The sequence below is a fragment of the Streptomyces sp. 351MFTsu5.1 genome (genome assembly GCF_000383655.1).
Lineage (GTDB): Bacteria > Actinomycetota > Actinomycetes > Streptomycetales > Streptomycetaceae > Streptomyces > Streptomyces griseorubiginosus.
Genome location: NZ_KB911777.1, coordinates 171667 through 184898 on the forward strand (window position 1 = coordinate 171667; position 13232 = coordinate 184898).

Here is a 13232-nt window from a genome sequence, read left to right on the forward strand (position 1 = left end):
CCTCTCGACACCTCCCCTGGCCGAGGCCATCCCTCTCCAGTCCCGGGGCGGAGCCACCCCCCACTCTTTTGCGCCGTACGGGGCCCCGCGTCCGTACGCCGTGCCCTAAGGAAAGCAGCGCAACCATGAGCATCAACAGGGGCAGAGGGCTACAGGCCAACGCCCTCGGTACGTTCGACACCGTGGTGATGGCCGTCGCGGGCAGCGCGCCGGCCTACTCGATCGCGGCGACCACCGCGGTCCTGGTCGGCGCGGTGGGTCTGGCCAGTCCGGCGGCTCTGCTGTACTGCGCGATACCCATGCTGGGCATCGCCCTCGCGTTCAGCTATCTCAGCCGCATCGACGTGAACGCGGGCGCCAGTTACTCCTGGGTGGGCCGAACGCTCCATCCCTTTCTGGGTTTCGTCAGCGGCTGGGCGCTGGTGATCTCGGCGACCATCTTCATGGTGGCCGGTTCGCTGCCCGCCGGTTCGATGACGCTGTCCCTCTTCGACCAGGACCTCGCGGACAACACCGCGCTGTCGACCGTCGTGGGCGCGGCCTGGTTCGTGCTGATGCTGCTGGTGGTGCTCGGCGGCGCCCGGCTCACGGTGCGCGCCCAGCTCATCATGTCCGGCGTCGAGCTGGCGATCCTCGCGCTGTTCGCGGTCCTCGCCCTCTTCCACACGGGCGGCGCACGCGCCTTCGAGTGGTCCTGGCTGGGCTTCGGCCACTTCGACGGCATGCAGGGCTTCGCCTCGGGCGCGCTGATCGCCGCGTTCTACTACTGGGGCTGGGACGTCACCAGCAACCTCAGCGAGGAGACCCGCAACAGCCGCCGTACGACCGGCCTCGCGGGCCTCATCGGCGTCGGCATCGTCTTCCTCCTGTTCGAGGTGTTCACCATCGCGGTGAACGTCATCCTCACCTCGAAGCAGATCGACGACAACGACGCCAACGTCCTTGCCGTGCTGGGCGAGGAGGTCCTGCCGGGCTGGGGCGGCAAGCTGCTGATCGTCGCCGTGATGCTGTCGACCATCGCCACCCTGGAGACCACGCTCATCCAGGTCACGCGCTCGCTGTTCGCGATGGGCCGGGACCGCACGATGCCGTCCGCGCTGGGCCGGGTGCACCGCCGCTGGAACACCCCGTGGGTGGCGATCGTGGTGGTCGGCGCGGTGGCGCTGGCGATGTTCGTCGCCTCCAACGCCCTGGGCTCGGTGGGCGACATCCTGTCCGACGCGATCTCCGCGATCGGCCTCCAGATCGCCGTCTACTACGGCCTGACGGGCCTCGCCGTGGTCGTCGCGTACCGCAAGATGCTGCTGAAGTCCCCGACCGACTTCCTGCTCGGCGGGCTGTGGCCGCTGCTGGGCGCGCTGTTCATGTTCTGGATCTTCGTGGAGTCGCTGGGCGACCTGAGCACGGCCGCGATCTCGATCGGCGTGGGCGGACTGGCCGTGGGGCTCGTCCCGATGCTCTGGTACTGGAAGAAGGGCAGCGACTACTACCGGCCCGCGCGGCTCGACGCGAGCCGTACGGTCGCGACGGACTGGGTTCCCGACGGCGGGACGGCCGGGCCCTCGCTGGTCCACGAGGGTCTCCCGACCGACTTCTGAGGGGTTGTGCGATGGCGAGAGACCGTTTCACCCCCGAGTTCGACCCCGACTGCGGGGACGTCCCCCTCACCACCGCCCGCCAGGACATCGTCATCGGCCGCTGGCAGGGACTGCGGGAACTGCTGCGCGCGACCGGCCCCGACTGGCTCGCGCGGGGCCACCGGGTCCGGACGCTCGCGCAGGCCTGCGCCGGGAGTTCGACGGTGGAGTCGTGGCTGGCGGCCGAGCCGCACAACGGCGACGCGCTGGTGCTGCGGGCGGCCACCGAGACGGCCCGGGCGTTCAACCTGGCCATCGCGGCGGGGCGGGGGGTGCCGATCGACCGGCGCCGGATCGACGCGGCGGTGATGGCCTGTCTTCAGGCGTCCGAGGCGTTCGTGGACGACCCGACGCCGTGGATCTCGCTGATCTCGGTGGCCCGGCTGTACCCGGCCGGGGTGCGGCGGCAGGAACTGGGGCGCTGGTGGGACGAGTTGCACGCCCGGGACCCGTACAGCGTCGAGGGCCACCTCCAGGTGCTGCACTACTACTCGTCCCGTTGGCACGGCTCGAACGGCCTGATGTACGACTTCGCCCGCGACGCGGCCGGGGTGGCCCCGCCGGGTTCCGCGCTGCCGGTGCTGGTGCAGTACGCGCGGGTCGAGGAGTACCGGGCGGCGGTGGACGCGGCCGACGGGGAACGCCGGGCGTCCGTGGGGCTCGGGCAGCACTGGAAGCACGACGGGGCGGTCAGTGACGTACGGCGGACCTGGCAGCGCTGGATCGTGGGCCGCAGTGACCACACCGTGCACCCGGGCGAGCTCCGCGACCTCAACTACCTGGCCCATGCCGCCTGTCTGGCGGGTACCGCGGAGGTGGCCGCCCCCCTGCTGCGCATGCTGGACCGCCGCGGCACGCGCACCCCGTGGTCGTACACCGGGGAGGCGGAACAGCAGTTCACCAAGTGGCGCAAGGAGTTCAGGGTGCGCGCCTGAGCAGCGGGGCCACGCGGCCCCCAAGGCCGGTCATTCGGCGGGCTGTTCGGCGAGCCCCGCCGTCCACTTCTCCTCGATCCGGCCGACCTTCCACACCACCAGGGCGACGATCCACGTGACGAGGAACAGGCCGACGATGACGAAGCCGAGGAGGTTGAGGTCGAGCCCTGCGATCCAGGTCCAGAAGGGGCCCTGGAGGTTCAGCTTGTCGGCGAGCAGACCCAGGAGTTCGACCGTGCCGATGAGGAGGGCGACGGCGACCGACAGACCGGTGACCGTCAGGTTGTAGTAGACCTTGCGGACCGGCTTCGAGAAGGCCCAGCCGTAGGCGAAGTTCATGAAGGAGCCGTCGATGGTGTCCAGGAGGGACATGCCGGCGGCGAAGAGGACCGGCAGGGTGAGGATCGCGTACCAGGGCAGCCCCGAGGCGGCTCCCGAGCCGGCCAGGACCAGCAGGGCGATCTCCGTCGCCGTGTCGAAGCCCAGGCCGAACAGCAGGCCCAGCGGGTACATCTGCCACGGCCGGGTGATCGACCGCATGACCCGGCCCAGCAGGCGGTTCATGAAGCCGCGGCTGTTCAGCTGCTCCTCCAGCGCCGCCTCGTCGTAGCGGCCCGAGCGCATCCGCCGGAACACCTTCCAGATGCCCACGAGGACGACCAGGTTGACCGCCGCGATGAGGTAGAGGAACGCGCCCGAGACGGTCGTACCGATCAGACCGGTCACGTCGTGGAGCCGGGAGTCGCCGTTGCGCACGGGTCCGGCGAGGGCCTTGACGCCCAGCGAGAGCAGCAGGGCGAGGACGAAGACCACGCTGGAGTGGCCGAGCGAGAACCAGAACCCGACCGAGAGCGGCCGTTGCCCCTCCCCCATCAGCTTGCGGGTGGTGTTGTCGATCGCCGCGATGTGGTCGGCGTCGAAGGCGTGCCGCATGCCGAGGGTGTAGGCGGTCACGCCGATGCCGACGCCGAAGGACTTCTCGCCGACGCTGTAGTGGTGCGGAGCGACGATCGCCACCAGCGTGACCCAGCCGATGACGTGCAGGGCCACGACGACCGCGGCCATGCCGCCCGCCCTGACCCACTCCTGCCGCGTCATGGAGTGACGGACGCGGTGCCATACCGAGCCCCTCGCGGGGGCGGTGGCGGGGAGGAGGGGCGGAGCGGAGTCAGGGGCGGCCGTCATCGGGCGGAGAATCCTTCTGGAGGAGGTACGGCCGCGGTCAGCAGCCTTGTGCCATCCTCCGGTACCTGCAAGTCATGTGCAGTAAAGCCCGTGGCAGGTCTTTGTCACGACTGGGGAAAGTGCCCGGTCAGGGTGTCGCGTTCGGCCCGTCCGGCCTGGCCCGCCGCTGCTCGACCATCTCCCGGCTGAGTACCGCCGTCTCCGTCTCGGGCAGTCGCTCGAAGCCGTCCTCGGTGATGACGGAGACGATGGGGAAGATCCGCCGGTTGATGTCCGGGCCGCCGGTCGCGGAGTCGTCGTCGGCCGCGTCGTAGAGCGCCTGGAGCGCGGTGAGCGCGGCCTCGCGGCGGTCGAGTCCCTTGTGGAACAGCTTCTTGAGCGCGCCTCTGGCGTACGGCGAGCCGGAGCCCTCGGCGTGGAAACCTGCCTTCTCGTAGAGTCCGCCGGCGATGTCGAAGCTGAAGATGCGGCCCCGTTCGCCCTCGGTCCGGGCCGGGTCGTAGCCGACGAGGAGGGGGACGACGGCGAGGCCCTGCATGGCCTGGCCGAGGTTCTGCCGGATCATGCCGGCCAGGCGGCGCGCCTTGCCGTCGAGGGTCATGCCGACGCCCTCGATCTTCTCGAAGTGGGCGAGTTCGACCTGGTAGAGCTTGACCATGTCGAGGGCGAGTCCGACGGTGCCGGCGAAGGCGACCGCCGTGTGGTCGTCGGCCGGGTGCACCTTCTCCAGGTCGCGCTGGGCGATGAGGTTGCCCATGGTGGCTCTGCGGTCGCCGGCGATGAGGACGCCGTCGCGGAAGGAGAGGGCGAGCACGGTGGTGCCGTGCGGCACCTGGTCCGGGGCGGCCCGCACACCGTCCGGCAGCACCCTGCGGGTGCTCAGCAGTTCGGGGCGGTGGGCGGCCAGGAACTCGGTGAAGGACGAGGAGCCCGGGGTGAAGAACTCCTCCCCCAGCCGTCCGCCGTGCTCGTTCCCCGTCATGGCACTCCCCCTCGCCGTCGGCCGACATCCGGAGTCCTACCAGAAGCACGGCGCCCGGAAACGCCGCCGAAGTCGCCGGCCACCTCGATGATCAGGAAGTCCCGGATCGGCCGCGCGGAGCCGGGCGCCGCAGCGCCGACCCCGGCGCCCACGACGGGGGCCTCGACATGGGTGCTCGTGCCGCCACACTCCTGTCGAGAGCCCGCCCGACGCGGTCGGGGGCGGTGCGCAAGGGCGGGGTCGAGGACGGCCGGGAGGGGCCGCGGGTCCATGGAAGTGGCGCCGATCGCCGCCGACCGGGCTCACAGCGCCTTGCGGCGGACGAGCACGGCGAGCACCAGCAGGCCGGGCAGCAGGGGCAGCCACACCGTCAGCAGCCGGTAGCCGAGCACCGCGGAGGCGGCCGCCACACCCGGAGCTCCGCCCGCGGTGAGGGCGAGGGCGAGCGCCGCGTCGAGGGAGCCGAGGCCGCCGGGCGTGGGCAGCAGGGCGGCCGCGCTGCTCGCCGTTAGGTAGAGCAGCGCCACCAGGGGCGGGGCCAGCGGCAGCGCGACGGCGCGAGTGACGGCGATCAGCACGACCGCGTGCAGGACGGCGAAGCCCAGCGAGCCGCCCCACAGGGCGAGCGCACGGCACGGTCGTGAGTGGACCGCCCTGATGTCGGCCAGGACGAACGCCAGGGCTCCCCGGCACCGCGGCCACAGCACGGCCGCAAGGAGTCCGGCCAGCGCGGCGCCGGCCCCGGCCACGACCAGCCACCCGGCGTACGGACGCGGCAGCCCGAGGACACCGGGGCAGGCCGCCGCGAGGACGGCGATGAGAGCCGCGCGGGTGAGTCCGCCCGCCGTTGCTTTCACCGCGAGCGCGGTCGCCGCGCGTCCGGCGGACAGCCCGCATCCCATGAGGAAGCGCAGGTTGACCGCGCCGCTGCCGAGTCCGGCGGGCACCAGCTGGCCCGCGGCACCGGCGGCGAACTGCGCGGCCACCAGGCGCCGGGCCGGCAACGGCCGTAGCACCGCGCCCTGTTGGGCCAGTGCCGAGCACATCCAGGTCACCGCGGCGGCCGTGGCTGCGACGAGCAGCCAGCCCGGATCGGCCAGGGCGAGCCGCAGCGCACCCGTCTCCAGCACGGACCAGTGGCTGCGGGCCAGATACCCGGTGGCCGTCAGGACGCCGAGCGTGAGGGCGAGTTGCCCGTACACGCGTCGGCGGCCGGGGGCGGTGACCTGGTCGGCCGTCATGTCGGGCCGCGTTCGCTCTGGCTCGGCGCGATGTGCAGGTCCATCCCGGCGGCGGGCCGGGTGGGCCAGTCGCGGGCATAGGCGGGCGGCTCGGCGCCGTGCTCGGTGAGCACGGCGACGGGCATACGGCGGGACGCCCCGAGGATTCCGGACTCGGTGCTGTTGGTGTTGGGGCCGAAGGCCGCGGCCGAGTGGCACCCGGCGTAGTAGGCGACGGGGACCGACAGGTAGCCGGTGAGCACACAGGGCGGCCGTACGCCCAGGCGGTGCAGTTCGGCCGCGGTGTCCGCCCAGTCCTGGTGGGAGCCGGTGGTGCGCTTCACGGTGCGCTCCAGCACGGCGTACTGCACCGCCAGATGGCCCGCGAGCCCGATCGCGAGGAGCGTCGCCGCGACCGGCCGCCACCGGCCGGCCGGGGTGGTCGTGAGGTGGAACAGCGCGTCGGCGACCGGAATCGCCATCAGGAGGTAGGCGGGCAGCAGGAACCGGGGTGCCGCGTAGCCGATCAGGAAGAGGTAGGGCACGGCGGCCGTCGTGGCGCAGGCCAGCGGGACGAGGGTGCGGGCCGTGCGTCCGGCCCGGACCGCGACCACCAGTCCGACGGCGGCCAGCAGCGGGAGGACGAACCACCACGTCATGACGGCCGGGTTGGGCAGCGGGCCGGTGCACGGGCGGCACAGGGCCCGGCCGCCGAGGCTGCGCAACTGGTCGACGACGGCGAACTGGGGACCGAGGCCGCCCTGGATGCGGGAGCCCTCGTGCAGCCGCTCGGCCAGACCGCCGTAGCTGGTGAAGGCCTCGATCACCCACTGCACACCGCCCAGGACCAGTCCGGCCACGAGCGCGACGGCGGGGCGCAGCCGCCGGGTGACGGCGGCGACGACGAACAGCGGGAGGGTGGTCCATACGGCGTCGGTGGGCCGCATCCACGCCATGAGCGCGGCACCGGCCACGACCCCCCACAGGGCCCTCGGGTGCTCGCGGGCCCGCAGGAAGCAGCCCACGGTGCCCAGCGCCCCGACGGCGACCCAGTAGTTGGGCATGGCCTGCGGGCCGTAGAACACGGTGATCCACAGGGAGGCGAACAGGGCGCCGCCGACGGCCAGGACACGGTCCGGGAAGAGGCCGCGCCAGGTGCGCAGAGCCAGGTAGAGGGCGAGGCCGGACAGGACGGCGAGGTAGACGCGCAGGAGTTCGGTCGAGGTCGACCAGCTCGCGATCGGGGCCACCAGGAGCGAGACGCCGCGGGCGCGCGGGGCGCTGAAGTAGGCGGCCGGGGCCTGGGTTCCGACCTGGCTGACGTACACGGTCTCGTCCCAGCCGAGGCCCATCCCGGGGCGGACGAGGAGGAGTTGGGCCAGGGTGAAGGCGGCGGCCACCGCCGCGATCAGCCAGTGGCCGCGGTCTCGGAAGGACGTGCCGGGGGGATCCGCGTCGGTACGTCGCCGCGCACCGTCGAGCAGGGCGCTGTCGCCGTGGGCCATCGTCCTCGTCCACCCCTCACCCCGTCTGCCGCGGGGACTGGTCCGTTACACAAAGCCAGGGACAAAGTAACCCGCGGCAGAGGGGGGTGCAGGGTGGAGTTCGGCCAAGCGGCGACCGGCCGGATCGCCGTCCGGGCTCAGCGCACGTGCGGGGCGCGGTGCGGGGGCTGGTCCGGGGCCGGGCGGTCGCGCGGCGCGGGGACGGCGCGGACGACGGGGTCGTCACCGTTCAGGGTCAGCGGGGTGCCGTGGTGGCTGATCGTCAGTGGGGCGCCCGACACCAGGGTGTACGTCGCCTTGTCCGGGCCGATCTCCACCCGCAGACAGCGGCCCAGGAGCCGGAGGTTGAAGGCGAGCCGGCTGAACCGCTCGGGCAGCCGGGGCGCGAACCGGAGCGAGGCACCGTCCCTGCGCAGTCCGCCGAACCCGGCGACCAGGGCCGTCCAGGTGCCGGCCAGGGAGGCGATGTGGAGTCCGTCGCGGGTGTTGTTCTCCAGGTCCGCGAGGTCCATCAGCGCCGCCTCCGCCGTGTAGGCGTAGGCCAGGGACAGGTGTCCGGCGCGGGCGGCGACGACCGCCTGGACGCAGGCCGACAGGGAGGAGTCGCGGACGGTCAGCGGCTCGTAGTAGGCGAAGTTGCGGGCGATCTGCTCCTCGTCGTGGAACTCCTCGAACCAGTTGCTGCACAGGTACATCGCCAGCACCAGGTCGGCCTGTTTGATCACCTGCTTGCGGTAGAGGTCGAAGTAGGGGAAGTGCAGCATCAGCGGGTACTGGTCGGCGCTCGTGGCGGCGAAGTCCCAGGGCTGGTGACGGGTGAAGCCGGCGTGCTGTTCGTGCACGCCGAGTTCGTCGTTGTAGGGGATGTGCACGGCCTCGGCGGCGTCGCGCCAGGCGGCGCTCTCCTCGTCGTCGACGCCGAGTTCGGCGGCCCGTCGGGGGTGGCGGGCGCAGGCGTCGGCGGCCGCCAGGAGGTTCGCGCGGGCCATCAGGTTGGTGTACGTGTTGTCGTCGGCGACGGCGCTGTACTCGTCGGGCCCGGTGACGCCGTCGATGTGGAAGACGCCCCGGTGGTCGTGGTGACCGAGCGAGCGCCACAACCGGGCAGTCTCCACGAGGAGTTCGACTCCGGTGTCGCGATCGAAGTCCAGGTCGCCGGTGGCCTCGGTGTAGCGCACCACGGCGTCCGCGACGGCCGCGTTGACGTGGAAGGCGGCGGTGCCCGCGGGCCAGTACGCCGATCCTTCCGAGCCGTCGATGGTCCGCCAGGGGAACGCGGCGCCGCGCAGGCCGAGTTGGGCGGCGCGTTCGCGGGCGGCGGGCAGGGTGTGCTGCCGCCAGCGCAGGGCCTCGGCGACGGCTCGGGGTTCGGTGTAGGTGAGCAGGGGCAGGACGAAGGTCTCGGTGTCCCAGAAGGCATGGCCGTCGTAGCCGGAGCCGGTCAACCCCTTGGCGGGGATGGCCCGTTGCTCGGCCCGGGCGCCGGCCTGGAGGACGTGGAAGAGCGCGAAGCGGACCGCCTGCTGGATCTCCTCGTCGCCGTCGACCTCGACGTCTGCGCGGCCCCAGAAGTCGTCGAGGTAGCCGCGCTGCTCGTCCAGGAGTCCGTCCCAGCCGCTGTGGGCGGCGGCCGCGAGGGCCGCGTCCACCTGGTCGCTCATCGCGGGCCGGGAGCGGACACCGGACCAGCCGTGCGCGACCAGCTTCTCCACCCGCAGCCGCTCACCCGGCTCCAGCACGGAGGTGACGGTCAGCCTGGCCAGGTCCACCATCTCCTCGCTGCTGGTGGTGGTGCGCCCGGGCCCGTCGATCACATGGTCGGCGGCCACGGCGACCCTCAGTCCGCTCTGCCGGGTGCGGTGCACGAGGCGCAGCCGGGTGCCGTCGGCGAAGCCCTCCTCGTGTTCGAGCGGCGACTTGAGGGCCTTCGCGGCGCGCGGGTCGCCGTTCGGCGAGGGCAGGCTCTCGTTGGTGACCAGCTCGGACTGGATCACCACGCGGGTGCGGCTGTCGACGGGCTCCACCTCGTAGGCCACGGCGGCGACCGCCCGCTGGGTGAGGGAGACCAGCCGGGTGGAGCGCACCCTGATCCGGGAGCCGGCCGGCGAGATCCACTCGCATGTCCGCTCCAGCACGCCCCGGCGCAGGTCGAGGGCGCGTTCGTGGGAGACGAGACGGCCGTAGCGCAGGTCGAAGGGCTCGTCGTCGACGAGGAGCCGCAGGATCTTGCCGTTGGTGACGTCGATGGCGGTCTGGCCGGACTCCGGATAGCCGTATCCGGCCTCGGCGTACGGCAGCGGGTGCAGTTCGTGGACGCCGTTGAGGTAGGAGCCTGGCAGGCCGTGCGGTTCGCCCTCGTCGAGGTTGCCGCGCCAGCCGACATGGCCGTTGGACAGGGCGAACACGGACTCGCTCTGGGCGAGGACGTCGAGGTTGAGGGAGGTCTCGCGGACCGCCCAGGGCTCGACGGTGTAGGAACGGTGGGTGATCACGCGTGTCCTCCCAGTTCGGCGAGACCCTTCACGACGATGTCGGCGCCGTGCTCGTAGAGGGCGTCGGCCTGTCCGACCCGGTCGAGGCCGACGACGTACCCGAAGCCGCCCGCGCGGCCCGCGTCCATGCCCGCCAGGGCGTCCTCGAAGACGGCGGAGCGCGCTGCGTCCAGGCCCAGGTCCTCGGCGGCGGCCAGGAAGGTGTCCGGGCGCGGCTTGCCGGGCAGCTTCCGCTCCTTGGCGACCACGCCGTCGACGCGTACGTCGAAGAGGTCCTCGGCGTCGATCGCGCGCAGCACGTCACGGCAGTTGGCGCTGGAGGAGACGATCGCGGTGCGCAGCCCCCGGGCGCGGGCCTCGCGGATGTAGGCCAGGGTGTCGTCGTAGGCCTCGACGCCGTCGGTGCGGATCTTCTCCAGGACGAGGGCGTTCTTGCGGTTGCCGAGGCCGTTGACCGTCTCGGCGCCCGGTGGGTCGTCCGCGGTCCCCTCGGGCAGCTCGATGCCGCGGGAGGCGAGGAAGGCGCGGACGCCGTCGGCCCGTGGCAAACCGTCGACGTACTGGTCGTAGTCGTGGTCGTCGAAGGGCCGGAAGTCCTCGCCCTCACGTTCGCGCAGGAACGCGTCGAACATCTCCTTCCAGGCTGCCGCGTGCACGACGGCCGTCTTGGTGACGACCCCGTCGAGGTCGAAGAGGCAGGCCTTGATGTCTTCAGGGAGACCGAGATCCGTCATACAGGGACCGGTTCCCGGTCTCGCGCTCCGTCAACAGGTGGATTCACTCGTGCGGGAACGAGTGGTGCTCGTGCGCCACCAGCCAGCGGCCGCGTTCCTTGCGCAGTCCGAAGGTGAGCCGGAGGCGGACGTCCGGGTGCGCGGCGAGCTCCTCCGGGGTGGCGCAGCGCAGCAGGGCGTGGGCGTACGCCACGTCGGTGCCGGCGGTGACGTCGAGGGTCTCGATGTCGAAGCAGGCGCCCTGGGCCTGCCAGGCGAAGAAGGGCGGCCAGTGCGCGCGGTAGGCGGCCAGCCCCCGGATGCCGTGGTGGGGCGGCGGCACGTCGTACAGCACGATGTCCTGGGCGTGGTCGGCCACGACACCCGCGAGGTCGCCGCGGTGCACGGCGGCGGCCCACGCCGTGACGAGGGCGCGGATCTGCGCCTCGTCGTCCCCGGCGTCCGGGGTGTGGGTCCGGTAGGAGTACTGGGGCACGGCTGGGGCTCCTTTCTCCCCCTTCCGCACTCCAGGGTGCCTGGTCGGCCTGTGGTCCTCGAATGAAAGACTCGGCGTGTGCCGCTGACCTTCGACGACCTTGTGATACGAGCGCGTGCCCTCGCCCGGGACGACGGGCGGGCGGTCCTCGGGATCGCCGGCTCCCCCGGCTCGGGCAAGACGACCCTCGCCGAACGGCTGGTGCGGGCGCTCAACGGCTCGGGCGAGCTCTGGGTGGCGCACGTCCCCATGGACGGCTTCCACCTCGCCGACGTGGAGCTGGACCGGCTCGGTCTGCGTGACCGCAAGGGAGCGCCCGAGACGTTCGACGCGGCCGGGTACGCGGCGCTGCTGCGGCGGCTGCGCGAGGAGCCGGACGACTCCGTCGTGTACGCGCCGGGCTTCGAGCGGGTCCTGGAGCAGGCGGTCGCCGGAGCGGTCCCGGTGTTCCCGACCGCCCGGCTGATCGTCACCGAGGGCAACTACCTGCTGCTGTGGCCCCGGGTGCGGTCCCAGCTGGACGAGGTGTGGTTCTGCGAGCCGGACGAGGAGGAACGGCTGCGGCGGCTGATCGCCCGGCACGAGGAGTTCGGCAAGACCCACGCGGAGGCGGTGGCGTGGGTGCTGCGTTCGGACCAGCCCAACGCGGAGCTGGTCGCGGCGACCCGGGACCGGGCGGATCTCGTGGTGCCGGCGACGGTGCTTGCTTGAGGCACTCTGCACTTACGTGCCGGCCAGGGCCCGTAGTGCCGCGACCGGCTTGCGCAGTCCGTAGGCGACCGCTGTCGAGGTGCCGTCGGCATGGTTCCAGGTCAGCAGTGCCCGTCCGTCGGCCACGCTGCCCTGCACCGCGGCCGGTTCGCCGAGGAGCGGCAGACGGCCGACGATCTTGACGGAGAGACCGGTGACCTCGGTCCAGAAGTAGTCGTCCTGCGCCGGCCCCGGCAGCGGAAGACCGAGTACCGAAGCAGCGGCGGCCCTGCCCTGGGCGACGGCGTTGGACCAGAAGGGCGCACGCCGGTCGGGCTGTGTGCCCTGGGCATGGAGGTAGGTGACGTCACCGGCGGCGAACACGCCGGGCACGGTGGTGGCACAGGCATGGTCGATGCCGACGCCGAGGCGTCCGGCGAGGCCCGTCCCTGCCAGCCAGTCGACGCAGGGGACTTCTCCGGCACAGGTGACCACGAGGTCCGCGGTGAGTTCGGTGCCGTCCGGGAGCGCCACGCCGTCCACGGGGTCGCCGGTCAGGGTGGCGAAGCCGGTGGCCTGGACGAAGCGGATGCCGTGTGCCGCGGCACGTGCGGTGATCTCGGCGGACAGGTAGGCGCCGAGGACCCGTTGCAGCGGCCGGTCGGTGTCCACGACCGTCACGGGGATGCCGCGGGCGGCGCAGGCGCCAGCCACCTCCATGCCGAGGAAACCGGCGCCGACCACGATCGCCGACCTGGCGTCCGCCAGGCGGGATCGGAGCCGGCGCGCGTCCTCCAGCGTGCGCAGGACGAGTTCGCCCCGCTGTCCGGGGGCGGCGAGCCGGCGGGCGTCCGCGCCGGTGGCGACGATCAGCGCGTCGTAGCCGATCCGGTGGCCGTCGGCGGTGGTGACGGTGCGCCGTTCGGTGTCGGCGACGACGGCCGGCGAACGGATGACGTCGGCGTCGAGACCGTCAAGAGCAAGGCCCAGGGACTGGTCGGCGGACGGGTCCTTCAGGACCACCTTGGACAGGGGCGGGCGGGAGTACGCGCCCTGTTCCTCGGCGCCGACGAGGGTGAGCGGCCCGGCGTGGCCGAGGGTGCGCAGGTGGCGGGCGGCGGTGGTGCCGGCGAGTGACTCGCCGACGACGAGCACCGAGCGCGCGGCGGTCACGGCAGGACTCGGAGGGCGGCGACGGGGCAGGCGTTGACGGCCGCCCGGGCGGCGGGCCGGCTCTCGTCGGGGACGTCGGTGCCCTCGAAGCGGTACGTGAGTTCGGCGTCGTCGTCCAGGCTGAAGATGTCGGGTGCCTGGTCGGCGCACAGACCGTGGCCTTCGCAGCGTGGGTGGTCGACGGAGATCTTCATGGTGCTGTCC

Annotated in this window: 12 protein-coding genes; 3 read left to right on the plus strand and 9 right to left on the minus strand. The window is 72.4% G+C overall.

Annotated elements, in window-relative coordinates; genetic code table 11:
* Window positions 1-125: 125 nt before the first annotated feature.
* Window positions 126-1598 (plus strand): APC family permease, encoded by a 1473-nt coding sequence (locus H295_RS0107400; RefSeq protein WP_020134707.1) that lies wholly within the window; start codon window positions 126-128, stop codon window positions 1596-1598.
* A gap of 11 nt (window positions 1599-1609) precedes the next feature.
* A complete protein-coding gene (locus H295_RS0107405; protein ID WP_020134708.1) occupies window positions 1610-2572 on the plus strand; it encodes a hypothetical protein in 963 nt (320 codons plus the stop codon).
* 30 nt (window positions 2573-2602) lie between these two features.
* Here H295_RS0107405 and H295_RS0107410 read toward each other — a convergent pair whose 3' ends face one another.
* From H295_RS0107410 to H295_RS0107440, 7 genes are all read right to left on the minus strand, one after another.
* A complete protein-coding gene (locus H295_RS0107410) occupies window positions 2603-3757 on the minus strand; it encodes a HoxN/HupN/NixA family nickel/cobalt transporter (RefSeq protein ID WP_028809149.1) in 1155 nt (384 codons plus the stop codon).
* Between the two features lie 127 nt (window positions 3758-3884).
* Window positions 3885-4739: a proteasome subunit beta gene (prcB, locus tag H295_RS0107415; protein ID WP_020134710.1), complete on the minus strand. Its 855-nt coding sequence runs from the start codon at window positions 4737-4739 to the stop codon at window positions 3885-3887.
* Between the two features lie 302 nt (window positions 4740-5041).
* Complete coding sequence (locus H295_RS0107420; RefSeq protein WP_020134711.1) at window positions 5042-5980, minus strand: lysylphosphatidylglycerol synthase domain-containing protein; 939 nt, start codon at window positions 5978-5980, stop codon at window positions 5042-5044.
* Window positions 5977-7464 (minus strand): hypothetical protein, encoded by a 1488-nt coding sequence (locus tag H295_RS0107425; protein ID WP_020134712.1) that lies wholly within the window; start codon window positions 7462-7464, stop codon window positions 5977-5979. Before H295_RS0107425 ends, H295_RS0107420 begins: the two co-directional genes overlap by 4 nt.
* 137 nt (window positions 7465-7601) lie before the next feature.
* Window positions 7602-9956: a glycoside hydrolase family 65 protein gene (locus H295_RS0107430; protein WP_020134713.1), complete on the minus strand. Its 2355-nt coding sequence runs from the start codon at window positions 9954-9956 to the stop codon at window positions 7602-7604.
* Window positions 9953-10690 (minus strand): beta-phosphoglucomutase family hydrolase, encoded by a 738-nt coding sequence (locus tag H295_RS0107435; protein WP_020134714.1) that lies wholly within the window; start codon window positions 10688-10690, stop codon window positions 9953-9955. The genes H295_RS0107430 and H295_RS0107435 overlap by 4 nt, the downstream gene beginning before the upstream one ends.
* Before the next feature lie 43 nt (window positions 10691-10733).
* A complete protein-coding gene (locus H295_RS0107440) occupies window positions 10734-11165 on the minus strand; it encodes a YybH family protein (protein ID WP_020134715.1) in 432 nt (143 codons plus the stop codon).
* 78 nt (window positions 11166-11243) lie between these two features.
* Between H295_RS0107440 and H295_RS0107445 the strand changes: the two genes are divergently transcribed.
* Window positions 11244-11876 carry a nucleoside/nucleotide kinase family protein gene (locus tag H295_RS0107445; protein WP_020134716.1) on the plus strand — a complete coding sequence of 211 codons (633 nt, stop codon included), beginning with the start codon at window positions 11244-11246 and terminating at the stop codon, window positions 11874-11876.
* 12 nt (window positions 11877-11888) lie between these two features.
* Here the strand turns inward: H295_RS0107445 and H295_RS0107450 are convergent, their stop codons facing one another.
* Window positions 11889-13028 carry an NAD(P)/FAD-dependent oxidoreductase gene (locus tag H295_RS0107450; RefSeq protein ID WP_020134717.1) on the minus strand — a complete coding sequence of 380 codons (1140 nt, stop codon included), beginning with the start codon at window positions 13026-13028 and terminating at the stop codon, window positions 11889-11891.
* Window positions 13025-13222: a ferredoxin gene (locus tag H295_RS0107455; protein ID WP_020134718.1), complete on the minus strand. Its 198-nt coding sequence runs from the start codon at window positions 13220-13222 to the stop codon at window positions 13025-13027. The genes H295_RS0107450 and H295_RS0107455 overlap by 4 nt, the downstream gene beginning before the upstream one ends.
* Between the last annotated feature and the right edge of the window lie 10 nt (window positions 13223-13232).

Coding starts and splice junctions, on each gene's coding strand:
- H295_RS0107405 (WP_020134708.1), top strand. CDS start 1,610: ATGGCGAGAGACCGTTTCACCCCCGAGTTCGACCCCGACTGCGGGGAC.
- H295_RS0107410 (WP_028809149.1), bottom strand. CDS start 3,757: ATGACGGCCGCCCCTGACTCCGCTCCGCCCCTCCTCCCCGCCACCGCC.
- H295_RS0107400 (WP_020134707.1), top strand. CDS start 126: ATGAGCATCAACAGGGGCAGAGGGCTACAGGCCAACGCCCTCGGTACG.
- prcB (WP_020134710.1), bottom strand. CDS start 4,739: ATGACGGGGAACGAGCACGGCGGACGGCTGGGGGAGGAGTTCTTCACC.
- H295_RS0107425 (WP_020134712.1), bottom strand. CDS start 7,464: ATGGCCCACGGCGACAGCGCCCTGCTCGACGGTGCGCGGCGACGTACC.
- H295_RS0107420 (WP_020134711.1), bottom strand. CDS start 5,980: ATGACGGCCGACCAGGTCACCGCCCCCGGCCGCCGACGCGTGTACGGG.
- H295_RS0107435 (WP_020134714.1), bottom strand. CDS start 10,690: ATGACGGATCTCGGTCTCCCTGAAGACATCAAGGCCTGCCTCTTCGAC.
- H295_RS0107455 (WP_020134718.1), bottom strand. CDS start 13,222: ATGAAGATCTCCGTCGACCACCCACGCTGCGAAGGCCACGGTCTGTGC.